Origin of the sequence: Streptomyces sp. NPDC005576, from assembly GCF_042871745.1 — a bacterium.
Lineage (GTDB): Bacteria > Actinomycetota > Actinomycetes > Streptomycetales > Streptomycetaceae > Streptomyces.
Genome location: NZ_JBIAJC010000008.1, coordinates 359,020 through 381,868, shown reverse-complemented (window position 1 = coordinate 381,868; position 22,849 = coordinate 359,020). Strand labels below are relative to the sequence as shown.

The 22,849-nt window shown below is 72.8% G+C and carries 12 protein-coding genes; 5 read left to right on the top strand and 7 right to left on the bottom strand.

The features are described from left to right. Positions 1-445 precede the first annotated feature (445 nt). From ACFYPN_RS17170 to ACFYPN_RS17160, 3 genes are all read left to right on the top strand, one after another. On the top strand, positions 446-910 hold the full coding sequence (locus ACFYPN_RS17170; RefSeq protein ID WP_389298978.1) for a DUF2199 domain-containing protein: 465 nt from the start codon (positions 446-448) through the stop codon (positions 908-910). After that, positions 910-1,572: a hypothetical protein gene (locus ACFYPN_RS17165; RefSeq protein ID WP_389298976.1), complete on the top strand. Its 663-nt coding sequence runs from the start codon at positions 910-912 to the stop codon at positions 1,570-1,572. Before ACFYPN_RS17170 ends, ACFYPN_RS17165 begins: the two co-directional genes overlap by 1 nt. 112 nt (positions 1,573-1,684) lie before the next feature. Next, the gene (locus ACFYPN_RS17160) at positions 1,685-2,302 is read left to right on the top strand and encodes a DUF6000 family protein (protein WP_389298973.1); all 618 of its coding nucleotides are present in this window, start codon (positions 1,685-1,687) and stop codon (positions 2,300-2,302) included. Between the two features lie 592 nt (positions 2,303-2,894). On the opposite strand, the gene ACFYPN_RS17155 is transcribed toward ACFYPN_RS17160, so the two are convergent. Continuing rightward, the gene (locus ACFYPN_RS17155; protein ID WP_389298971.1) at positions 2,895-3,908 is read right to left on the bottom strand and encodes a LacI family DNA-binding transcriptional regulator; all 1,014 of its coding nucleotides are present in this window, start codon (positions 3,906-3,908) and stop codon (positions 2,895-2,897) included. 407 nt (positions 3,909-4,315) lie between these two features. On the opposite strand from ACFYPN_RS17155, the gene ACFYPN_RS17150 reads away from it, so the two are divergent. Continuing rightward, positions 4,316-5,284, top strand: coding sequence for a glycoside hydrolase family 6 protein (locus ACFYPN_RS17150; protein WP_389298966.1), 969 nt, complete (start codon positions 4,316-4,318; stop codon positions 5,282-5,284). Between the two features lie 115 nt (positions 5,285-5,399). Then, entirely contained in the window at positions 5,400-6,689 is a 1,290-nt protein-coding gene (locus ACFYPN_RS17145) for a glycoside hydrolase family 6 protein (protein WP_358757068.1), read from the top strand. Positions 6,690-6,880: 191 nt separating this feature from the next. Here the strand turns inward: ACFYPN_RS17145 and ACFYPN_RS17140 are convergent, their stop codons facing one another. The 6 genes from ACFYPN_RS17140 to ACFYPN_RS17115 form a co-directional block, all read right to left on the bottom strand. Continuing rightward, a complete protein-coding gene (locus ACFYPN_RS17140) occupies positions 6,881-8,701 on the bottom strand; it encodes a hypothetical protein (RefSeq protein WP_389298965.1) in 1,821 nt (606 codons plus the stop codon). Further along, the gene (locus ACFYPN_RS17135) at positions 8,698-12,519 is read right to left on the bottom strand and encodes a DUF5682 family protein (RefSeq protein WP_389298964.1); all 3,822 of its coding nucleotides are present in this window, start codon (positions 12,517-12,519) and stop codon (positions 8,698-8,700) included. The genes ACFYPN_RS17140 and ACFYPN_RS17135 overlap by 4 nt, the downstream gene beginning before the upstream one ends. A gap of 3 nt (positions 12,520-12,522) precedes the next feature. Beyond that, positions 12,523-13,743 (bottom strand): AAA family ATPase, encoded by a 1,221-nt coding sequence (locus tag ACFYPN_RS17130; RefSeq protein ID WP_389298962.1) that lies wholly within the window; start codon positions 13,741-13,743, stop codon positions 12,523-12,525. Continuing rightward, positions 13,740-18,926, bottom strand: coding sequence for a hypothetical protein (locus ACFYPN_RS17125; protein WP_358757060.1), 5,187 nt, complete (start codon positions 18,924-18,926; stop codon positions 13,740-13,742). Before ACFYPN_RS17125 ends, ACFYPN_RS17130 begins: the two co-directional genes overlap by 4 nt. Then, complete coding sequence (locus ACFYPN_RS17120; protein ID WP_358757058.1) at positions 18,923-19,783, bottom strand: DUF4132 domain-containing protein; 861 nt, start codon at positions 19,781-19,783, stop codon at positions 18,923-18,925. Before ACFYPN_RS17120 ends, ACFYPN_RS17125 begins: the two co-directional genes overlap by 4 nt. Positions 19,784-20,098: 315 nt before the next feature. Further along, positions 20,099-22,459, bottom strand: a complete 2,361-nt coding sequence (locus ACFYPN_RS17115) for a chitinase C-terminal domain-containing protein (protein WP_358757056.1) — start codon at positions 22,457-22,459, stop codon at positions 20,099-20,101. Between the last annotated feature and the right edge of the window lie 390 nt (positions 22,460-22,849).

The following is a 22,849-nucleotide window of genomic DNA, read 5'->3' as shown; positions in this document are numbered from 1 at the left end:
GCCTTAAGTGCTTTTTACCCCCTAACACGTTTTTTTGGTAAACCCGGGGTGGGGGGGGGCCCCCCCCCCGCGACGGGGCAAAGCTTGCCGGGCGCGGCACCAGCTGTGACGTCGGGGTCGGTGCTGCATGTGCGCACCGGCCCCTCGGCGCATCCCGACGGAGCCGGGGAGAACTTCGGTCCTCCAACCCGTCACGCGTACGCCCGGGTGGGTGTCCGAGGGACCATGGCCGGGGTCGCGCCGCCCGGCACGGCACCTCGCGACGTTGCCGGAACGTCCACATACATCCAGTATGCGGACGCCCCTCCGCCTTGCGAGGCACCGCATCCGACGCCGCGCACCCATCCACCACGAATCGCGGGGGCAGCCCTCGGGCTTCGGGCCCACGTCCATTGCTTTGGGGTCCACTTGCGCGTGCTGCGGAGCCCACCACCCGGAGCTGCCGATGAACTGTACGGCCGAGGCCCCCGCCGCGTGGGATCCAGCCTTCGCCGACGCCGACGACCGTTTGCTCTCTGCGGACCAGGACGTGGTCCGCGGGCAGCACTGCTTCGTCAAGGGCCTGATCGAGATACCGGTCATCGGCAGTGACGAGGTGTTCTCCTGGGGCGGCTGGGTTTCGCTCAGCCGAGAGAGCTTCTCCCTGCCCTCAGATCTGTGGGAGAGGCCCGGCCGCGAGACCGAGGAGCCGTACTTCGGCCGGCTCACCACCGACCTTCCGGTGTACCCGAGGACGACGCTCAGCCTGAAGACGCACGTCCATACCCGTCCGGTCGGCGAGCGCCCCTACGTCGAGCTGGAGCCCTCCGACCACCTTCTCGCCATCGAGCAACGCACAGGGATCAGCCTGGGGCGCGTGCGGGACAGAGCGTCAACCGTGCTCCACGCCGGTGATGGCGAGCAGCGGTAGTGGCTGACCAGTCCGTATCGCCCGTCCCGGTCACGCCTGGCGGTCTGAGCCGCAGGGCCCAGCAGTTCATCGAGACGGAGGGCGTCCGCGTTCGTCGGCAGGACATCCGGCGACACCGCGACGCGTGGATCGGGCACGGGGTTCCCGCTGCGGAGGTCGAACGGGCCACCGCCTTCCAGGACCGCTGGGGCGGCCTCGCCCTGCCGGCGGCCCCGTTCTACGAGGGCGGTCCGCGCATCCTGGACGCCGACTGCCCCGAGGAGATGCCCGCAGTCGGCTGGTCGTTCCCGGCAGGGGACTGTCGGGCGTCCATGGCTTACAGCTTCGCGATCGGCCCCGACGATGCGTTTGGTATCGACGCCTACTGCTGGACGCCCCTGCATGCCAGCACTGGCGGATGGTTGGAATCCCTGGCGCTCGCCGCTCATGCCCGCCGCTGGGCCACAACCGTCACAAGAGTCACGTGGAGGGCCGTCGATGCGCTGGATCTCGGCGAATTCGAGCCAGTGCCCGAAGTACAGGGTGTGACCGACTCCTGGTGGCGGGGCAAGGATTCCCTCATCGCCGTGTACCGGGGTGAGGCCGTGGGCCTCGACGCCCCGCAATGCCTCGAAGCGCACATCTACGGGGGCCTCGACGAGTGGGGCCTCTACGGCGGCTGATCTGCGGGCCTTGGGTCTGAGCGCTTACTTCGGCGCACGTGCCTGCCGTACTCGCTCACATCAGGGCAAGGGAGGGGCTGGCTCTGTTTCGCCGCAAGGCAAGATCGACGGTGTGATACGGAATCCTCGCGATGATGCCGAGGCGCTGGCCCTGGTTCGCCGCTATGTCGCGCCCGGACGACGCTACCTGAAGCTCGGCGGCAGCTTGCTGCGCATGGAAAGTCCTGAGTACGACCGATGCATGCGAGATCTCCGTGAGGACGCGGGACTTATCACCCCGGAAGAGATCGCCACGCTCCTTGAGGGCAGCCGGCGAGAGCGGAGAACTGCCGCTTGGCTCGTGGCTGTCTCACGCCGGGCCGAGTTCCGGGAGCACCTCGGATCACTCCTGCTGGCCCGCGAGGTCTGCTGCGTCGGGCTGGCCTACAGCGTGGCCCTGGCGAGTTTCGGAACGCTGCGGGACGCTGACCTGCTCGCCGCCCATCTTGATCGCTACCTCTGCCGCCCTGACCTCGGATACGACCAGGCCGTCGTCATGGGCGCTCTCCAGTTCATCGACCTGAACCTCGGAGGTGGTCAGGTCGAGCGCTTCCTGGGACCGGGCGGCTTGTGGCAGGAGTGGGTCCGGGAGGCGCCTCACCCGTGGTCCGACACGGACCCCACCCCCCACTTCCTGAGCCTCATTCGTCGGCTCTGCGCGTTCGTCGACGAATGTGCCGAGGCGCTATGACCGCCCCCCTCTCGGGTGGTCTCTCTGACCATGGCGCCGCCCGGGGGAGCAATACGGCAGTCTGCGAGAAACCGGGGTGTGCTCCTGAACCGCAACGACAGGGCTGTCGAGGTCCGGACCGTGCCGCGGGAAGAAGCGGCGCCCCTCGGCTTGTTCCTCATCTTTCTGGCGCCCCTGAAGGAGGTGCGCGGGCAGAGTGGGCCGCATGAGAGACGGTCCCGGCCCTGTTCCTGCGGGTGCAGATGACTGCCAGCCGGTGGAGCAGATCCTCGGCCGCCCCTCGACCCGGACCTGGCCGGCGGGTGCACTGCCACCGGGCAGCCGGGTCGTGGTTCGTCCGCGCCGCGGTCCGGGACGGTCCCTGGCAGGTTGAGTTCGCTGGAACGGTCGATGCCCTCGGTACACCCGAACCCAACGAGCACGCTCAGGCCCACGACGGCGAGTTGCTGTACCGGGTCGCCTTCGACACGCCGCAGTACGACAGCGACGGCCCCTACCGCAAGGCACGGACCTGGGGCCGTCACCTGCGTCCCGAGCCGGAGCCGGAGCATCGGTGTGATCCGTAGGTTCCCGGTGCCAACGAGCTGGGGAGCTACGCGGATTCCCGCCGGACCAGCCTGGTCGGCAGGATCAGAGGGCTCGGGTTCTCGCTCCCCATGAGGGCGAGAAGCATCCGTGTCATCTCGCGACCGAGGGCCTGTATGGGCTGGTGAATCGTCGTGAGGGGCGGATCGGAGGCTTCGGCGACGGGCAGGTCGTCGAAGCCGACGACGGCGACGTCGGAGGGCACCACGCGACCGGCGTGGCGCAGTGGTCTCAGTGCCCCCACCGCCATGTTGTCGTTGGCGGCGAAGACCGCGTCCAGGTCGGGACGGCGGTCGAGCAACGCTTCCATTGCGGTGATTCCCCCGCGCTCGGTGAAGTCGCCGGCCTCCTCGCCGTACGGGGTCAGCCCGGCCAGGGAGAGTGCCTCGCGGTAGCCGCGGAGGCGCGATCGGGCGACATCGGTGTCGGGTGGCCCGGTGATCATCGCGATGCGGGTACGGCCGAGGGCGATCAGGTGCTCGGTGGCCGCCCGGGCGCCGCCGACGTTGTCGACGTCCACGAAGGAGGGTACGTCCTCCCCCAGAGGCCGTCCGCCGAAGACCGCGGGCACCCCCGCGTCCAGGGCGAGCCGCGTCAGCGGGTCCTTCTCGCGCAGCGCCATCAGCATGACGCCGTCGACCGCATGGGTCCGCAGCATCTGGCGCACCCGCAACTGGCCCCGGGCCGAGGTGGCGAGACAGACCATCAGGTGAAGATCGGTCTCCTCCAGCACCGTGGTGGCACCGGCGACGACCTGTCCGAAGAACGGGTCGGCGAAGATCGCGGGGTCGTCGCCGGAGACGATGAGCCCGACCGCGCCGGCTTGCCGTGTCGCCAGTGCGCGGGCCGTGGGGTTGGGGACGTAACCCAGCTCCCGGATCGCGCGCTGCACGGCTTCGCGTTTGACGCGGCTGACGTGCGGTGCGTTGTTGAGCACCCGCGATGCCGCGGTACGGGAGACGCCCGCACGCTCGGCCACCTCGTCCAGAGTCGGCCTGCGGCGCGTCGTTTCGTCCACCACGGCAATCACCTCGATCTTGATACGACAGGAGGGTAGCGCCCCTCCGCGTCCTTACCGCGCGCCCGCAACCGGAAGCGCTTCCGGAAATGCAATCACCCATCCCACAACTCCAGTCGCGCGAACAGGCTCTTGCACATGTCTTGACACAGTCAGAGAGGCAGATCCACGATGGCTCAGCGCGACAGAGGGTAGAAAAGCAGACCGGAAGCGGTTCCAAAAAAACCTCCTTCCGAGGTTCCTCACGCAGGATCCTGACCAGGCGGGACGGTGCGCTCCAGCAGCTCTCCGCCGGGCCACCACACCGGGCATGGACGACGTCCGGCCCCTCACCCGTCCCGCACCCGCTCTTCGTCGATCCGCCGGCCTCGCACGGCCGGGGGACGACCCTGTCGAGAAGAGGCCCCACCATGCGCCGACCCACCCGACGTCTGCTCGCATCGATCCTGCTCGCCATACCGCTGGCACTCGCGGCCCCCACCACCGCGCACGCGGCTGATCCCGTCTCCAGCACCAGCGGGTTCTACGTCGACCCGAACTCGACTCCCGCCGTTTGGGCCGCCGCCAACGCAGGAGACGGGCGGGCCGCCGCCATCGGCGCCTCCATCGCGTCCAAGCCCATGGCCCGTTGGTTCGGTAACTGGAGTGGTGCCATAGGCACGGCTACCGGCGCTTACGTCGGCGCGGCCCGCGCCGTGAACAAGTTGCCCGTCCTGGTCGCGTACAACATCCCCAACCGCGACATATGCGGCGGCCAGTCGGGCGGTGGCGCCGGTAGCGTCGCCGCGTACAACTCCTGGATCGCGGCGTTCGCCGACGGCATCGGCAACCGCCCCGCCATCGTCGTTCTGGAGCCGGACGCTCTCGGCGACGTGAGCTGCATGACCTCCGCCCAGATCGCCGAACGCAACGCGCTGCTCAACAACGCCATCACCCAGTTCAACACCAAGGCTCCCCAGACCTGGGTGTACCTGGACGCCGGAAACCCCGGCTGGATAAGCGCCGCCACCATGGCCCAGCACCTGAACGCCGCAGGTCTCAGCCGGACGCACGGCTTCGCGCTGAACGTCTCCAACTACTACGCCACCGCCCAGAACACGACCTACGCCAACGCGGTCAACTCGGCGCTGCAGAGTTCCTTCGGTTACACCAGGCCCTTCACGGTCGACACCAGCCGCAACGGCAACGGCTCGAACGGCGCCTGGTGCAACCCGGCCGGCCGCAAGATCGGCACACCCAGCCAGACCGGCGGCGGCGCCGAGATGCTGCTGTGGATCAAAACCCCGGGCGAATCGGACGGCAACTGCGGCACCGGCACCGGCTCGTCCGCCGGTCAGTTCCTCCCCGAGACCGCCTACAAGATGATCTACGGCTACTGAACTCCGTCCAGCCGCAGACGTCGGCGGCCGCCTGCCCGAGCGGTCCACGCATCCGCTCCGCGCTCCGGCCGACCTGGTCCCACGCTCCCCCAGTCCGCCCAGTCCGAGGAGACCGATGGCACACCTCCTGACCCGATCCGCTCCCTTCCTCGCCGCCGCCGCCCTGGCGCTCGGCCTCTCCTCACCGGCCGTGGCTTCGCCGCCACCCGGGGCGGCCGACCACACCTTGCCCGGCAATACGCGCTTCTATGTCGATCCCGGCAGCGACGCCGCCCGCCAGACCCTCACCGACGTGAAGAACCACGACCTGGCCGGTGCGGCCACCATGGCGAAACTGGCGACCTGGCCGGAGGCCACCTGGTTCACCGACGGCACCCCCGCGGAGGTGAAGGGCGCGGTGGGAAAGCTGATGCGTGAGGCCGGGCGCACCCGCACGGTCCCGACGCTCGTGGCCTACAACATCCCGCTGCGCGACTGCTCGCAGTACTCGGCCGGCGGCGCGCAGTCCGACGCCGAGTACCAGGCGTGGATCAATGCCTTCGCCCAGGGCATCGGCACCGGCAAGGCGGTGGTCATCCTCGAACCGGACGGTCTGGCGAACCTGCCCTCCGACTGCGGCCCCGACTCCGATCCGACGGGTGCCCTCAGCGCCGGCCGTATCGCCGACCTCAACGCCGCCATCGACGCCCTGGAGGCACAGCCCGGCACCTCCGTGTATCTGGACGCCGGCAACAGTCACTGGAAGAGCGTCGGCGACATCGCCCAACGTCTGCTGCAGGCCGGGGTGACGCGTACCCAGGGGTTCTCGCTCAACGTGTCCAACAACCTGGCCACCGAGTTGAACGATCACTACGGCACCTGGGTCTCCGACTGCGTCTGGTTCGCCACCGAAGGCCCCGACTGGGCGCGCGGGCACGCCGACTGGTGCGCCGGTCAGTACTACTCACCGACCGCACCGAACGACGGGCTGCCCGGCAACGCCGTGGATCCTGACGACCCGAGCACCTGGCGGTGGACCGACCAGTGGTTCCAGCAGAACGTGGGTACCCCGCCCGCCGCCCGCCGCACCCACTTCGTCGTCGACACGAGTCGTAATGGGCGCGGCGCCTGGACCCCGCCGGCGGGCAAGTACAGCGGCGACGCCCAGGTCTGGTGCAACGCCCCCGGCCGCGGCGTGGGCGCACGGCCTACGGCCAGCACGGACGTGCCCCTGGTCGACGCCTACCTCTGGATCAAGACCGTGGGCCAGTCGGACGGCCAGTGCAACCGTGGCATATCCGGCGGCACCGTGGATCCCGAATACGGCATCGTGGACCCCGCCGCCGGTGCTTGGTGGCCCGACCAGGCCCGCGCCCTGGTCCGCAACGCCGTACCGGCGCTCACCTTCAACCGCAACCTGGTCTGAGGAGAGAATCCTTGCGCTGACCTTCATTTCCCGCTCTGGGGCCGAGGCAGGGCTGCTGGTCGTCACCGACCGAGCGGTCCATGCCTCGGCCCCGGACGCGCTGCTCCCCCACTGTTCACAGAGAGTGCGGGCTCCTTCCCGGGCGACCGGGCGACTGGGCGACTGGGCGACTGGCATCCGGGCGTCCGGCGCTACCGCGTCCATTCCCAGGCCGCCGCGCACAGGGACTCGGACACGGCGGCCGTGTAACGGGCGGCGGCGAGCCAGTGCAGGGCGAAGCCGTCGGTATCGGCGGGGAGAAGGCGGCCGAAGGGGTCGCGCTCGCGACGGGCCGCCGAGGTGCGCAGCGCGGTCAGGAGTCCGGCAGCCGTGGGGAGGCCCGCGCGGGTGAGGCGACGCGTCTCGGTGCCTACGTCGCCCAGCATGCCGAGCGCGGCGCGGCCGGCCGGGACCGTCTGTTCGACCCGGCGCTCCAGGAGGTACAGGGACGCGTGGGCGCCGGGTCCTCCGGCCGTCGGCGGGGCAAAGCGGACGGCGGCGGCCGGGTCCGGCAGGTCGGCGCGGCTCAGTCGGTCGAAGCCGAGGTCGATCGTCCCCTCGCCGGTCGGGTGCGAGCAGGCGAGAAGCGCGAGCCGGGGGTGGAGGCCGGGCACGAGGCGGCCGATGATCCTCAGCTGCGCTCCCGGCGCCGCGGCCAGCAGCATCAGGTTGTCGCGGTGGGCCAGCGCGGGGTCGTCGTCGGCGACGGTGAGCCGCACGGCGATACCTCCCCCGCAATGCGCGAGCAGGCAGACGCCGCCCGGCTCCGGCACGGCACCCAGGAGTTCGACGTCCAGAAAGAGCAGGTCACTGCCGCCGCCGTCCGGTTCGGCGTGGCGGGAGGTGGACCGCAGGGCGCGGGCGGCCTGTTCGGCCGGCGGCGCCTCCCACAGTGCGGCGAGCGGCGGTTCTGTCCATGTCGCTCCCCGGGCGGTGACGGCCTTGACGCCCTTCCCGGCGCCCAGTCGGCCGTCCGGCGACACCGTCGCCCCCGAGACCGCCAGACCGGCCCGGCCCAGCTCCCGATGGGTGAGCGCGCTGTCCCCCAGGCGCACGGCCCGGTCGGCCACGCCCAGGGCCCGCCCGACGCCGCCGGGCGCCACGTCACCGACCGTGCAGAGACGGCCGTCGGATCCGGCAACCCAGGTACGGACGCCTCCGTGCCCGGAGTCGGTAACCACGGGTTCGGTGAAGAGGCCGTACAGGCGCAGCGAGCCGTCCGGGCTGTAGGGGCGGCGCGCGCGGCCTCTGACGGCGGCCAGTTCGGCGCCGGACGCCGTCCGCACCCGGTGTGCGGTGCTCAGGAGTTCGGTCAGGGCCGTGACGAGGTCGGGGGTGCGGTAGGACGGGTCCCCGGAGCGGGCCGCGCGCAGCAGCGTGACGACGGACAGCGCGGCGCCCGCGGGGCGCGGCAGGTTCCGGAGCCGGGCGGTGTGCGCCGCGCGGAGGAGGACCGACTGGGTGACGGCCCCGGCCCCGTCGACGCCGGTCTCCAGCACGGCGGCGCCGGCCGACCACAGGGCGTCGGCCGCGGCGCGCTGGGCGGGGCTCGCCTCCTCGTCGAGCGAGGAGTCAGAGCCCGCGGTGAAGGCATCGGCCCTGGCGGGGGTGGAGCCGGGAGCCGTCGCCGAGGCGGGCAGGGGGTGTGCCCGAGAGGGCTGGTCGGCGAGCTCCGGCGGCGGGTCCGCCGTGGGCGCGGCGCAGGCGGCGGCCGCGCGGTGGACGCATGCCGGGGCGAGGAGGCAGCCGCAGGTGATGGCGTCCGCCGTCGTCACCACACCGCCCGGAGCGTGCAGGCGCAACTCGGTCTCGTCGTCGACCGCGATCGTCACCGTGTCCCCCACGCGATGCGCCGGGCGGGCGCCGAGTTTGGTGACTGCCGCGTCCAGCCGCTTGCGCAGCCGGGGCGAGAGGTCTTCCACCAGCGTGGCCGTGACCTCGGGCGCGACGGGTGGCAACTGGACGGCGGTCATGCGGTCTTCTCCCCTATCCAGCGGGCCAGTTCGAGTGGGCTGAGGGCCGCGACCGGCATGCCTGCGGCCACGAGCTGCCCGGCGACGCCCGTCGAGTAGCGGGGCCGGCCGGCGTCGTCGAGGCTGGCGCACCCGAGGACGTGGCAGCCGGTGGTCACCAGGGCCCGCACCTCGGCCAGGAGTCCGCCGAGCGGCGCGCCCTCCTCGAAGTCGCTGATGACGACGACGAGGGTGCGGGTGGGCACCGCGATCAGGCTGCGGGCGTGCCGCAGCCCGGCGGCGATGTGCGTGCCCCCGCCCACGCTCACCTCCAGCAGGAGGGAGAGGGGATCGTGTACGTGTCCGGTGAGGTCGACGACCTCCGTGGAGAAGGCCAGGAAGTGGGTGCTCAGGGTCGGCACCCCGGCGAGTACGGAGGCGGTCAGCGCGGACCAGATCGTGGACGCTTCCATGGATCCGGAGACGTCGGTGACCAGGATCAGGCGCCAGTCGGCCGACCGGCGGGAGCGACTGCGGAAGACCGGCTTCTCGGGGATCACCCGGACCGTTCCGTCGGCCGTCCGGCGTGCGGTGGCCAGGTTGGCACGCAGGGTGCGTGGCAGGTCCAGTCCGCCGCCGGGGCGACGGGTGGGCCGGGCCGTCATCGTGCCGGTGAGGGCGGGGCGCAGCCGACTGGCGAGCTGCCGGGTCAGTTCGTCGACCAGGTGGCGGACGAGCGGACGGAGCGCCGCGAGGCGGGCTTCGGGGAGGCCGCCGGCGTACCGCAGGATCGTCCGGAGCAGTTCCACCGAGGGGGTGGCGGCCGCGGGGTCGAGTTCGGCGAGGACGTCCCGGCGGCCCGTCGCTGCTGCGGCGGCGAGTACCTCCTCGCGGATGCCCGGGCCGAAGAGCGCGGCCAGTTCCTCGGACCACTCACGGACGCCGGGGAACGACGGTTCCCGGCCCCCGCGCCGTCCCGAGCCGCCGGCGTTTCCGGGGCCGGGCCGGCTTCCGCGGGATCCCTCACCGTGTCCCGCACCGTAGAGCTCGTCGAGAGCGGTCGCCAGGCGGGCGGCGCCGGACGGCAGTTGATCGGTGCGGCGGCCGAGCACGAGCCGCCACCGGTCGGTGGGCGCGAGGGTGCGCGCGGGGGCGCCCTCGGCGAGGGGTTCGACGGCGGGGCGTGTTGCGGCTCGGCCCTCGGACAGCGGCGGGAACCGGTCGTCGTGCGCGGGTGCCGGCAGAGGCAGGCAGAGGCTGGTCAGAAGCTCGCGGGCCGCGAGGTCGGCGGCCGTTCGGCGGGCCAGTGCGGTGGGATCGTCCGCGTCGAGGTTGCCGACCTGTTCGCCCAGCCGTTCCTCGACGGTTTCCAGCAGCCGGTCCCGGGTGGCCGGGCTCAGGGTGTCGAAGCCACCGCGCAGGGCCGGCAGCCGGGCCAGGAATGCGGTGTCGTCCAACTCGACGACCCGGTGCAGCAACGGGTCCAGGGCGTCGGCACCGACGGTCAGGAGCGGTCCCGCAACCGTCAGGACGCCGGTGAGGCGGGCGGTGAGCGTGGCCCGCGAGGTGCTGTCCACGGCTCCGTCGACCCAGGAGGCGACGCGCGTCCCGAAGGTCCGGGCATCTTCGTGGCCCGTGAGCACCCTGACCGCTCCGGCGGCCGCGGCGATCAACGGGGTGCCGCCGGTGGCCAGCCGGGTCAGGGCATCGGTGAGCCTGATTCCGCCCGAGCGGTCTGCCCGCTGCGCGAGTTCGAGGAGCGCGCGGGCGTCCTCCGGCTCGTCGGAGCCGGCCAGGCCGTCGATCTGACGGACCGCGGCCGCGGTCAGGAGGTCGGCCGCGCCCGCGGTGCGGTCGGCACGGACGGACACCGCGGCGGAGGCGGGGGCGGAAGCGGTGGTCTCCGGGGCCGAGGGGTCGCCCGGGGCGGTCAGACCCGGCAGGTGGCCGGCGTCGATGCGATCCAGCAGTTCGAGGCCGGCCAGGAGTTCGGGAAGGGTACCGCTCGCGGGGAGTACGGCCGCCAGTTCCGTCAGCCGTTCGTCGGCCAGTCCGGGGAGCCCGCACTCGGCGGCTTCCGTGAGGCCGCCGATGACCTGGGCGGCCGTCGGGCCGCCTTCCGCCCGCTCGGCCGCGTGCCGCTGCCGCAGAACGCCCTCGGCGGCCTGGAGGGAAGTGACGCCGCGGGCCCCGGCCGCGGTGAGCATCGCGGCCGTCGCCGGGGTCCACCGCACCTGCCAGCGCGTCGTGAGCCCTTCGGTGCCCGCCGCGCCGGTCACCCGCTGCTCCTGCGCGTAGGGGATTCCGCACACCGCCAGCCTGCGGAGCAGCACTTCGCGGCGCCGGTCGAGGGCGGAGCGCGCCGGATCGAGCCGGACGTCGCGCGGAATCCTCTCGTGCGCGTCCTGCGGGCCGGGGAGGGAGAGCGCCGCGGTCTCGGCCTCGACCGCGGGGCCCAGACCACCGCGCGGAGCGCCGGGCGCGGGCCGTCCGGTACGGGCTCCGACGAGTACGCGTTCGAGGGCGCGTGCGACGGCGCGCCCCGTGCCGTAGGTCTCGCCGCGCCCCAGCACCGTCTGCACGGCTTCCAGGAGTTCGCCGCGGCCGGGTGCGGGCAGGTCGCGCAGGCGGGCCAGGTCCCCGGCGACCCGGACGACCTCCCGGCCGTCGGCCGGACCGTAGGGGTGGCCCTGTTCGCGCAGGGCGACGCAGACCCGGACGGCGGTGCGGATCAGCGCCTCGTGCAGCGCGGCCGGGTCCCCGGCGGCGTCCAGAACGGTGTGCTGCCACTCCGGGTCCCGGATGCCGGCCGGGTACCCGGAGCGTGAGTCGAGCAGCGGGTACGTGTAGGGCACCAGGGAGACCGTGCACGCCGCCGTCCCGCCGGCACCGTCCGCCTGTCCGTCCGCGCCCGGGCCGGGCGCGGCGGCGGACGTGTCCGGTGCGGGGGCCGCCGCAGCCGCAGCCGCAGCCGCGGCAGCGACGGCGGCGGACGGAAGCAGCGCCGGGGCGTGGAAGGCTCCCACCACCACGGCGGGCCGCCGCCCGCCCGCCAGGGCCGAGGCGACATGTCCGCGCATGCATGCCTCGCGCGCCAGATCCGTACCGGGCACCCCACCTCGCGCCTCGGCCTCGTGGCGCAGCGCCCAGCCGGTGAGCAGGGCGGCGCGGCGGAGCGCCTCCGGTGTCGAGCCGGGCGCAAGGGCCTCCACCAGCCGGTCCCACAGGTCATCACCGTCCCGGCCGGTGAGCCGGGACCGGAGAGCGTCGGACAGCCCGTGCCCCTCCCCCAGTACGGGCCCGGGGCCAGGGGCGGAGGCGGGGGCGTGGGTGGGGGTCGCCGGACCGCCCCCCGCCCATGCCCGGTCGGCGAGTGGCAGATCGCAGGCCACGGCCGGGACCCCGTTGCTCACCGCCCAGCGCAGAGCGACCAGTTCGGGCGAGAAGTCGGCGAACGGGTAGAAGGCCGGATGCCGTTCGCCGGCCGAGTGGGTCCCGGGCCCGTCGGAGGGCACGGCGGCCAGGGCCACCGGGGCCACGGTCTCCTCGTGGGCGAGCCAGCCCAGCCAGGGCTGGAACTCGGCCGGCAGTTCGACGAGCAGGACATCGGGGGCCGCCGCGTCCAGCAGTGCCGGGAGGGCGGCCGCCAGCGAAGGCGCGTGGTGGCGCACCCCGATCAGGAACGGCAACCCGGGTCCGGCCGCCGCGAGCGCCGCCACCGCGGCTTCCGGGGTGGCGGGCCCGGCCGCCGGGCCGTGCGCCGGGGAAGCGGCCGGCGCCCCCGCGGCGGGTGACGCATCGGCGGCGGACCGCGTGCCGGAGGTGATCGAGTCGCTCATCCGTCAGTTCTCCAGTACCGCGCGCAGTTCCCACAGGGCGCGCCAGGTGGCCGACCCCTGCTCCGCGCGCCTGCGCACGGGCCCGTCCCAGTACCCGAGAAGCCGCGCCGCGTCGGCGGGGTCGTCCTTTCGGACGACGCCGAGCAGGTGGCCGGGCAGAAGGGAGAGCACGTCCCGGTCGCCGGGGAAGTAGGCGGCGGCAAGGCCGAGAGCGCCCGCGACGGAGACCGCCTCCGCCGTACTCATCACCGTGGAGGGGCGCTCGACCTCCCACCCCTCCGCCGATCGTCCGTCTCGCAGGTCCCGGAAGGCGGTGACCAGGGCGTCGAGTACCGCGTCGTCCACCTGGTAGGCGGCGCCCACGCGTTCGACGGCCCCCCGCGACTGGCTCCGGACGAGCGCGGTCTCGGCGTCCACGTCACCGATGGGCCCCACGGTCTCGAAGTTGAAGCGCCGCTTCAGTGCGGCGGACATCTCCGAGACGCCCTTGTCCCGCAGGTTGGCGGTGGCGACGAGGGTGAATCCGGGGGCCGCGTGCACCTGGGCGCCTTCGCTTCCCGTGAGTTCGGGGACCGCGATCCGCCGCTCGGACAGCAGTGACACGAGGGCGTCCTGGACCTCCGGCAGGCAGCGGGTGACCTCCTCGATGCGAGCAACTGCCCCCCGGGTCATGGCGGTGAGTACCGGGGAGGGCACCAGAGCCTGCTCGGTGGGCCCCTGGGCGAGCAGCAACGCGTAGTTCCAGCCGTACTTGAGCTGGTCCTCGGTGGTGCCCGCGGTGCCCTGCACGGTGAGCGCGCTGGTCCCGCAGAGCGCCGCCGCCAGCAACTCGGAGAGCATGGACTTGGCGGTGCCGGGTTCGCCCACGAGGAGGAGCCCGCGCTCTCCGGCGAGCGTGACCACGCACCGTTCGACCAGAGCGCGCTCCCCGACGAACTTCTGCTGGATCACCAGGCGGCGCGGCACCCCGGCTCCGGGCCGGGCGCCCTTCGGCAGGCTCAGTGCCTCGCCCGCGCTGCCCATCACGAAGGTGACGACGGCGCGCGGGGTGAGCAGCCAGGCCGGTGGGCGGGGTCCGGAGTCGTGGGCGGCGAGGAAGGCGAGTTCGGTGGCGTACCGGTCCTCGGGCGGTGTGACCTGTCGGTGCTCCCGGCCGGGCGCCGTCGCCCGGTCGGGGAGGTCGCCCATGGAGGTGCTGTCCATGATGGTGCTGTCGTTCGTCATCGGCGGCGGCCCTTCCGGGTGGGGCGGGTGTCCAGTTCTTCGAAGGCGGGCGCGTCGCCGCCGCGGACCCGCGCCCAGGCGGCTGCGAACAGCTCGGGCACGGGGAGGTGCGGCAGGGTCCGGGTGGATCCGGCCACCGGATACAGGCGTTCCTTCCAGGTCTCCAGCGGCAGTCCCGGGGCTGCGCGTTCGAGCCAGCCGCAGGGGAGGAAGAGGGTACGGCCGGCGCGGGAGCGCTTCGCCTCCACGACGAGGCCGGTGACGGCCAGTTCCGAGCGGGCTTTCTTGATCCGTGCCGGCTTCCACCCGGTCCAGCGGGCGCAGTTGCGGTCCGTCGGGTCGGGCAGGGCGAGCAGCATCAGATAGAGGGCGGCGGCGTCCGCGCCGAGGCCGAGGGTGCCGGCGGCCTCGGTCACCAGATCCGGCACCGCACGGGTCGGGTCCTGGGCGGGATGGTGCGGGGAGCCGTCGGGGGCGCCCGCCGAGGCCAGCGCGGCGGTCTCCCCGCCGAGCAGCGCGCGCAGGGCAAGGAGATCGACGGTGCTGTGCCGGCCGAAGGTGCCCTCGACGAGTCCGAACGCGGGGTCGTCGGGGCCTGCCAGGCCGGCCGGGCGAATCAGCAGCTTCTCGTTGTTCCCGTGGCCGGGTGCGAGGAGCAGCGCCGTGCCGGCCCGGACCAGACCGTCGGCGTCGGCTCCGCCCGACTCGGGGAGCCCGTGGGCCGCGCGGACGGCGGGGCCGATCGAGTTCCCCGACTCGGTCCACTCCAGACCGAGGTCCAGCACCAGGCCCGGATCGGCGAGGCGGTTGCGCAGCGCCGCGAGCCCCACGGGCAGGTGCGCCCGCAGAGGGTGACCGTACGGCAGCGTGTAGGCGAGGGTGTGCAAGGCGGTCAGGGCCGAGGAGACCGCGCCGCGTGCGGCCACCCGGAACAGGCTCGGGCGGCCGGTGCCGTCCTGGACATCCGTGCCATGGGCGAGCCAGGTACGGGAGCCCGCGTTGAGGATCAGGTCGACGGCGCCCGAGGTGGTTCCCGACAGGTCGAGGTCCATTTCCTCGGGGACGCGGACGAGGGAGGCCAGTCGCTCCTGCCAGACCTCGCCGGCGGCCCGGACGTCGGGGCCCGTGGACCACAGTCCGGCCGGGTCCGTGGGGAGCAGTGCCCGGAGCAGGGCGTGCCGGTCGTCGCGGGGCAGTGCGCCCAGTCTCGCGTGGGCGGCCTCAAAGGCACGCGTCTTCGCCCCGAGCAGCGCGAGCGCCTCGGCGCCGGGCTCCACGACGGCTGCCGACAGCAGGACGGCGGACTGGAGGGGACCGATCCCGGTGGCCGCGTGGAAGGCCTCGGCGGCCTCCGGACGCCAGGGTGCCGGGCCCTGCTCGCGGACCAGGGCCGTGAGCCGGGCGAGCCGGTCGCGGGCGATGCCCCGCCGGTGGACGTGCTCCTGGTCCAGGGTGAAGCCGGGGACGGGGCCGAAGGCGCCGGTCGGGTCGTGGTCCAGGGCGAGCCAGCGCACCCCGTCGCTCCTGGAGTTCTGGCCGCGGCCGGCGAGGATCACCACGGTGCGGGCGCCCTTGCGCAGCACTTGGCCGAGGCGGTGCACGGGCTCGTGGCGCCCCGGTACGGAAGCCCCCGCAGCGAACAGCTCGACGAGCTCCACCTGCCGGACGGTGCCCGCCGGGTCGGCCAGCGGGCCGGCGGCGAGGGTTTCCAGCAGGAGGAGGAGTCCGGCGCGGTGCTCGGGTGACGTGGTCGCCGAGGCGGCCCGGTAGGCCAGTTCGGGGAGCCCGTCGAGGAGTAAGGTCCAGGTCAGGGACTCTCCGGGCACGGTGCACTCGTCCCGGTGCCAGCCGTTCACCGGAACGAACGGGACCTTGGACGGCGCGGGCGGGCCGAACGCCGGCTCGCCGCTCAGCACATGGTTGACGGCGAGGATCTGTCGGATCGTCGTCCATCGGCTGCCGGCTCCCCACCAGCCGCCGCGCATCCGCTCGGAGCCCCAGGCGGAGGCGTCCCGCAGGGTCGTGTCGTCGCCGTGCTCCGGCTCCTGGTCGAAGAACATGCCTCGGGTACGCGCGGTGTCCCGGGGGGTGGCAGGCTGCACCGGCTCGGGCGGCTCGACGTACCGGGCGGTCGTGGCGCCCCGCTCCACCGCGGTGCGCACGATCGCGGTGACGCCCGCGAGGAGCCGTGGGTCGGACACCTCGGGCAGCACCCGGGCAACGGCATCCTCGCTCAGCTCCCGCGACGAGGGCCCGGTGTACTCCTCGACGGCCCGGAACGCCTGATGGTGCCCGACGAGCGCGTCGACCACCGCCTCGAACAGCTGACCCGCCCGGGAGTCCGTCAGGTTCCGCAAGGCGGTGGAACCCCGCTCGTCCCTCGGGCGCAGGGCGTGCCAGTAGGCGACGGGAGGCACGTAGGGGGTGCCTGCCGCGTCGCTTCCGCCGGAGGAACCGGTGCTGACGGACCACAGCCTGCCCCCGGTGCCGTCCGTGTCCGCCGGGTGCGCTTCGACGGAGCGGTGGCGCAGGGCGGCGATGGGCCGGGACCCGCCGGGCAGGGTGAGGGCGCCGAGCGGTACCGGTGAGCCGCCGCCGGGCAGCGGGTGCGGCAGGGTGACCGTGCGGCCGTCGGGGGTGCCCGCGACGACCCGGTGCCCGTCGGCGGGAGCGGCCGTGCCGGGCTCGGTGACCGTGCGGCGCACCCAGCGTCCGAGGACGGTGCCGTCCGTGCCGAACGGGGTGGCCTCCAGACCCGGTTGCAGGGGCAGCACCTGGCAGTGCTCGGTGAGGAGCCGGCTGCCGTCCCGTACCCCGGAGCGCAGGAAGGCGGGGAGGGATGCGCGGCCGTGCGTGCCGGCGGCCGGGTCGTACTCCAGCCACACCCGCTGCGTGCCCTCGTGGCCCTCCCGCCAGTGGCCGGTGCCGTCGGCGATGACGGCGCGCTGGGGCGGGAGGGAGGTGTCGCCCGCGTGCAGGGCTTTGCCGCCGGTCGCACGGCCTCCGCCGGACAGGGGCACGCCGACCTCCTCCGAGGCGCCGGAACCGCCCCAGCGGGGGATCTGTTCCCCGCCGACGGTGAACACGTCGGCGGGGCGGTGCGACCAGTAGCCGCACTGCTTGCCGTCCTCCCACCAGATGACCAGCAACTCGCCGTCGACGTAGCGGAAGGCGAACGTACGCCAGTGGTCGACGGTGGCCGGCAGCCGCAGGGCGTGCCGCAGCAGCACGCCTTCCGGGCCTACGACGACAGCTCGTTCGAGGGTGTGGAGGATCAGCGCGGGCCAGGCGCCGGTGACACCCACGCCCTGCGACCGGTGGTGCCCCTGACGCGGGGTGGCGGCGACCTCGGCGGCCAGCTCGGTGTAGGTCTCGTCGAGCGCGGGCCAGCCCAGTTCGTCGAGTACGCCGGTACGCAGGGTGGAAGCGAGCAGCGGCACGACATCGTGGTCCCCGAGGAGTCGTACGGCCTCCGGGGCGACGTCCGCGGCCACGGAGCGGAACGCCGAGAGTCTGCTGAACGCGGCCTGCAGCCCGGGGAGACCCCGCGCGGCCGTGTACTCCTCGGCACCGGCGGTCAGCCACTCCCGCAGGATGACGGAGAGCACCGGGTGGGCCGCCAGCTTCGCCATGCCGGCGCCGTCCAGCTGACCGTGTCCCTCACCGAGGCCACCGACGTTCTGGCGCAGCAGGGCGCGGAAGACCGGACGTTCGGCGACGGCGGCGAGATCCCGCGCGCCGGGCGCGGTGTCGGTGAGCCACTGGCCGAGCGGGAGGCCGCCGGACCGTGCGGTGCGGGCCCCCCGGTCGTCCGGCTCGGCGACGGGGACGCCGGAGGCCAGGCAGAGGTCGAGGAGGTCCAGGTCGGCGGTGCTCTGCCAACGGCCCTGGAACAGCTCGACGGGGCGCCCGTCGGCGCGCAGCCGCTCCGCCATCCGGGCGGCGAGGTCGAGGGTCTGGGGGCTGCGGCCCGAGGTGACCCGGTGGCGCCGGCGGTGTCCCTCCCAGCGGGCGAGCCAGTCCGCCGGGGAGACGGACGGGGCTGTGGAGTCGCCGGGAACATCGTCGGAGGTGTCCGGAAGGGCGGTCAGCAGGTCCTCGGCCCCCGACTCGGTCAGCAGCGCGAGCCAGCCGGGTTCGCCGTCGGTGTCGTGGCCGCTCTCACCGGAGGTCTCCGGGAAGAAGCCGAGGAGCCGGACCCGCACGGACGCGTCCTGTCGGGCGAGGGCGATGAGCGCGGAGCGGTAGGTCGTCCAGAACGAGGCGGGCGCGCGGACGACTCCCGGGGAGCCGATCAAGTCGGCCACCAGCTCGCGTTCGGCGGCCTCGCGGTCCAGCCCGGCGGCCTTGACCAGCGCGCGCACGTCCTGCGGCAGCGCCGCGTACGGTGGCATGCCGGCCGCGCAGCGCTCGACCAGGAGACGGCGGAACTGCGTCCAGGCGTCCACCGCTCCGAGCCGGGCCACCAGGTCGCGCACGTACTGCCGCAGTGCCTTGACGGTCAGCGCGCCGGCGAAGGCGAACTCCAGGAAGACGGCCCGCTGCCGGTCCTCGTCCACGGCCAGCCCGTGCACCCGCTCGGCCTCGCGGGCCTTGCCGAAGAAGGAGGCGGCGTAGGTGGTGTTCTCCGCCTGGAGGAAGAGGCGTGCGACCTGTTCGTAGTAGGTGGGGAGGAAGTGGGGCACGGCCCGGCCGAGCCGGGTGCCGAGTGCGTCGAAACCCTCCTTGGCCGCTCCGGCGCGGGTCTTGGCCTGTCGGCCCAGCCGCTCGATGTCCTTGACCAGGGCCAGGGCGTGGTGCCCGTTGGCCGGGTCGTTGACCAGCGCCCACGCCGGGAAACCGAGCGTCTCGCGGCGCACCTGGCCCACGACGGGGGCCTCCGCGGTCCGCGCCAGCCCGAGGAACTCCAGCGCCAGGTCCTCGGCTTCGCCGAGGGTGCCGGGCACGAGCCGGACCACGGGGCGGTCGCCGAGGGCGGTGTGCGTGTAGGTGCGGGCGGTCAGTGCGTCGGCGTCCTCCCGGTCGGTGGTGGCGACGGGGAGGACCGCGCCCGCGTCCAGCAGGGCCGCCGCACGGGCGTCGTCGGCAGGGGTGGACGTGTTTCCGCCCCGGGTCCGGGCGGTCACCACCGCCCCGCCCTCCACCACCGTGTTCGCGTGGGTGTACGTCGTCGTGGTGCTCATGCCGCTCGCTCCTCGTCCTGCACGTCGCGGCCGGCGTAGAGCGCCGCCGCCATACGCATGCCCTCGGACCACGCGACGGGGCCGACCTCGGCGGCCGTCAGCGCACGCCCGGCGGGGTCGGTCCAGCCCAGGGGGCCGGTCTCGGTGCCGTACTCGTCGTATCCGTCGTGCTCGCCGATCCAGATCCGCGCCTCGGCGGTGGCGCCGTCCTCGATGACCGGGCAGACCGCGTATCCACCGCGTGCCCGGTACCCGAGTTGGGTGACGCGGCCGTGCAGGAAGCGCAGTTCCTTGAAGACGCCGCCGCCGTAGGTGTCCACGGAGGTGGTGTCCGGGGCGAGGCCGGGGGGCCGGCGCCAGACCTCGCGGAACAGCTGGTCGACGTTCTGACGCACCCCCAGTTCGACCGCGAACTCCCGCAGCTCGTCGAGGTCGTCGAGGAGGACGGGGTGGGGCACGCTGACGACGTCCGGGGTGATGCGGACCGTGTCGCCGTCCAGGTCGACGAGGCCGAGGCCCCGGTCGGGATCGACGTCCCGCAGGAAGCCGGCGACCCCGCCGTCGGTGCCGGTGACCACCACGTCCCGCAGGGCCGCCTGCCACGCCGGATCGGGCCAGACCTGGGCGAGCACGGCCGTGGGAACGGGCAACGAACGCACCATCCACTGCTCGACGTCGCTCAGACACTGGTGCGCGTGGCGTTCCAGCCACTCGGTCAGCTGCCGCAGCCCGACGACTGCCGGGTCGTCCTTCAGACCGGCCGGGACGGACTTCAGCCGTCGGCCCTTCCCGTTGCGGCAGACCACTTTGCCCGCCTCCAGAGCGACTTCGTAGTCGCCCGCCGGAACCCACCCCATGCGCTGTTCTCCCCGTCGTCCCGAACGGCCGCCGAACCGGCGGCACGCTGATGAGACCCGTCGACGGCGACGCACCGTGACGAGTGGAAGAGACTCTAGGTGTCCCCTGTGACAACGCCTCCGGCTCCCTCCGCTTCGGCGCACCCGCCCGCCTCCTGGAAGGTCCCGTCCGGACGTGTCCACCGCCCCTGGCCAAGGCCCGGACACGCCCAGCGGACGCGGGAGGACCCGGCCCACGAGCGGACGCGGGAGGACCCGGTGGCTGTCGGGCCACCGGGTCCTCACACTCGTCGGGTCAAGCGGGCAGACCGGGGGTCAGCACGCGCCCTGGTCCTTCCAGACACCCCAGTCACCGGTGGTGCCGGGCTCCTCGTTCTGCGTCCACCAACCGGCCTTCCAGTTGCGGCCCTTGTGCGAGACCACGTTGCCGCTGTTGTAGACCTGACCCGCGACGTACGCCGGGTTGGTGCAGGTGCCGCCCGGAGGCGTCGTCGTCGGCGGCGTGGTCGGAGGGGAGGTGGGGGGAGTCGTCGGCGGCGTGGTGGGCGGGGCCGTGGTGCCCGGCTCCACCACCGTGGTGCCGCGCGCCAGGTCGCCGGCGAGGGCGTAGGTCGTGCCGGAAATGTTCACCGTCCAGTTGGAGGGCGTGGACACCGGCAGGTAGTAGTTGAACGCCAGGTCGACCGAGGCGCCCGGGGCCAGCGCCTGCCACGCCGGGAGCTTCAGGGAGACCCGGTGGAAGTCGCCCTTCAGACCACCGACGTTGCTGCCGGTGTGGTCGCTGCTCACCACCTTCGTGCCGAATCCGGACTGGTCCGAAGCGTTGTTCGGAGCCGAGGTCGCGTAGTCGAACTGGAACTCCGTGCCGCCCGGCAGGGTGGTCCGGGTGTTGTTGGTGATCTTGATCTTCGGTGTGATCGGGTAGTTGGAGTCGCCGAGCTTGAACTCGGTGAACTCCGTACTCACGTCCACGGCCTTCTTCGGCAGCGCTGTGTTGGACTTGCTCGCTCCGTACGGTGAGGCCGCCTTGAACTTGTCGTACATCAGCGAGGTGAGCGTGTCGCCCATCTCGTACTGGCCCTTCGCGGCGTTCCAGGCGTAGTCGCCCGCCATCTCCCAGACCATGGTGCCGCCGATGCCGCGGTCCACGACATAGTCGGCCTTGGCCGCCACCGACTGCTCGTCCTCGGTGGAGAGGAAGACCTTCTTCTGGGCGTTCCACAGCCACGGCGCGACCAGCTTGGCGTCGTACTTGCGGACGTAGGTACCGGCCAGCGTGGTGTTCGCGGGGAAGCCGTACTTGGTGACGTAGTCGCCGACGATCCCCTTCTCCAGGTTCTTGGCGTGCCACATCGGGTTGGAGCCGGCGGGGGACTCGACCCCGTTGGTGTCCTTGTCGTGCCACAGGTTGTCGATGCCCACGGCGCCGTCACCGCACTTGGTCAGTCCGGCGCCGGCCGGGCAGGTCGTCGCGGACGCCGTGCCCCACAGGCCGTCGGTACCGCCCTGCACGTTCTTGTGGCCGCGGGTGTAGTACGGCAGGCCGATGTTGATGCGGCCCGCCGGCATCGAGCCGCGGAAGTAGTGGTAGGCCCAGTCGGTGTTGAGGTACCCGACGCCTCCGTACTGGGAGCTGCCGTAGACGTTTGCGGCCGCCAGCTCGGCGTCCTTGCCGTCGTCGAACAGCGAGGCGTTGGGGCCGACGTACTCGTTCCACGCGCCGTGCAGGTCGTAGGACATGATGTTGACGTAGTCCAGGTACTTCTGCATCTGGAACGTCTCCATGCCCCGCAGCAGGTAGCCGGAGGAGGGGGCGGCGACGGTGAGCAGGTAGTGCTTGCCGTCGGTGGCGCCCGCGCGGTCGAGCTTCTCGCGCAGTGACTTCATCAGGGCCGCGTAGCCCTTGACCAGCCCGGCCCGGCGGGCGTTGGAGAGCTGCCAGTCCAGCGGGTTGCCCGCGTCCTTCATGGTGGTCGGGTACTCGTAGTCGATGTCGACGCCGTTGAACCCGTACTTGCGGATGAAGTCGACCGAGGAGTTCGCGAAGGTGTCGATACCAGCCTGGTTGACCGAGCCGTCGGCGTTGGTGGCCATCGAGTAGAAGCCGCCGGAGGCCACCCGGTTGCCGTCGTCGCCGAAGTACCCGCCGGTCTCGGCCCAACCGCCCACCGATATCAGGGTCTTCACGTTCGGGTACTGCTTCTTGAACTTCGTCAGCTGGTTGAAGTGGCCCTTGTAGGGGAGGGTCGCATCCATCTCGGCGCCCGCGACACCCGGCCAGGTCATCCCGGTGGCCGCGTTGTTCGCGTTGTCCGCACCCACCGAGATCTTGTTGTCCCCGCCGACGTGGGCGAAGGCGTAGTTCAGGTGAGTGACCTTGGACCACGGGATGTTGTTGGCGAGGTAGGCGGGGGTGCCGTCCTTGCCGGTGCGCCATCCGGTGAAATAGCCGATGACGCGGCGCTGGTGGTCCGCGCCCATCTTCTCGCGGCCCTCGGAGTCGTAGACCGAGCAGTACGGGACGTCGACGCCGGGCGTCTTGTACAGCCCGTCGGGACGACACGACTCGTTGTCGGCGGCGTGCGAGACGCCGGCCGAGAGCCCGCCGACCAGCAGTCCGGCGATTGCGGCGCCGGATGCCAGAAGGGTCGCTCTCGTACGTGCGGGGGACGGCATGGTGCCTCCTGGGGAGGGGAGGGTGTCAGGACACAACGTGGACCAACATCCGGCAGGGTGAAGCTGGTTGGCCCGCGACGTGCGCACATGCGGCGGGCCGGCTCCCTGAAAAGATGAAGGGAACGTTAAGAGGACTAGACCAACTCGTCAATAGGTCTGGACCAAAGCTCGGTCGGAAGTACGCGCCCCGCGCCGGCCGAGCCATCCGGCGGATACGTCCCGAGGGGGCCGTTCATCCGGCCTCGGCGTCCCCGCGTGCGCTACCCACTGCTCCGCCGCATCCCGACAGGCCCCGGCGGCCGTGTCCGATGGAGGCAGGCAGACCCGGCGGCGCGCACGCGAGATCGGTGTGGTGGTTGGGCGTTCCGTCGGCAGGATGCGGTGGGTATC

Bases quoted from the DNA above. Each gene is read 5' to 3' on its own strand.
- ACFYPN_RS17170 (WP_389298978.1), top strand. From the start codon at position 446: ATGAACTGTACGGCCGAGGCCCCCGCCGCGTGGGATCCAGCCTTCGCC.
- ACFYPN_RS17150 (WP_389298966.1), top strand. From the start codon at position 4,316: ATGCGCCGACCCACCCGACGTCTGCTCGCATCGATCCTGCTCGCCATA.
- ACFYPN_RS17145 (WP_358757068.1), top strand. From the start codon at position 5,400: ATGGCACACCTCCTGACCCGATCCGCTCCCTTCCTCGCCGCCGCCGCC.
- ACFYPN_RS17140 (WP_389298965.1), bottom strand. From the start codon at position 8,701: ATGACCGCCGTCCAGTTGCCACCCGTCGCGCCCGAGGTCACGGCCACG.
- ACFYPN_RS17135 (WP_389298964.1), bottom strand. From the start codon at position 12,519: ATGAGCGACTCGATCACCTCCGGCACGCGGTCCGCCGCCGATGCGTCA.
- ACFYPN_RS17130 (WP_389298962.1), bottom strand. From the start codon at position 13,743: ATGACGAACGACAGCACCATCATGGACAGCACCTCCATGGGCGACCTC.
- ACFYPN_RS17125 (WP_358757060.1), bottom strand. From the start codon at position 18,926: ATGAGCACCACGACGACGTACACCCACGCGAACACGGTGGTGGAGGGC.
- ACFYPN_RS17120 (WP_358757058.1), bottom strand. From the start codon at position 19,783: ATGGGGTGGGTTCCGGCGGGCGACTACGAAGTCGCTCTGGAGGCGGGC.
- ACFYPN_RS17115 (WP_358757056.1), bottom strand. From the start codon at position 22,459: ATGCCGTCCCCCGCACGTACGAGAGCGACCCTTCTGGCATCCGGCGCC.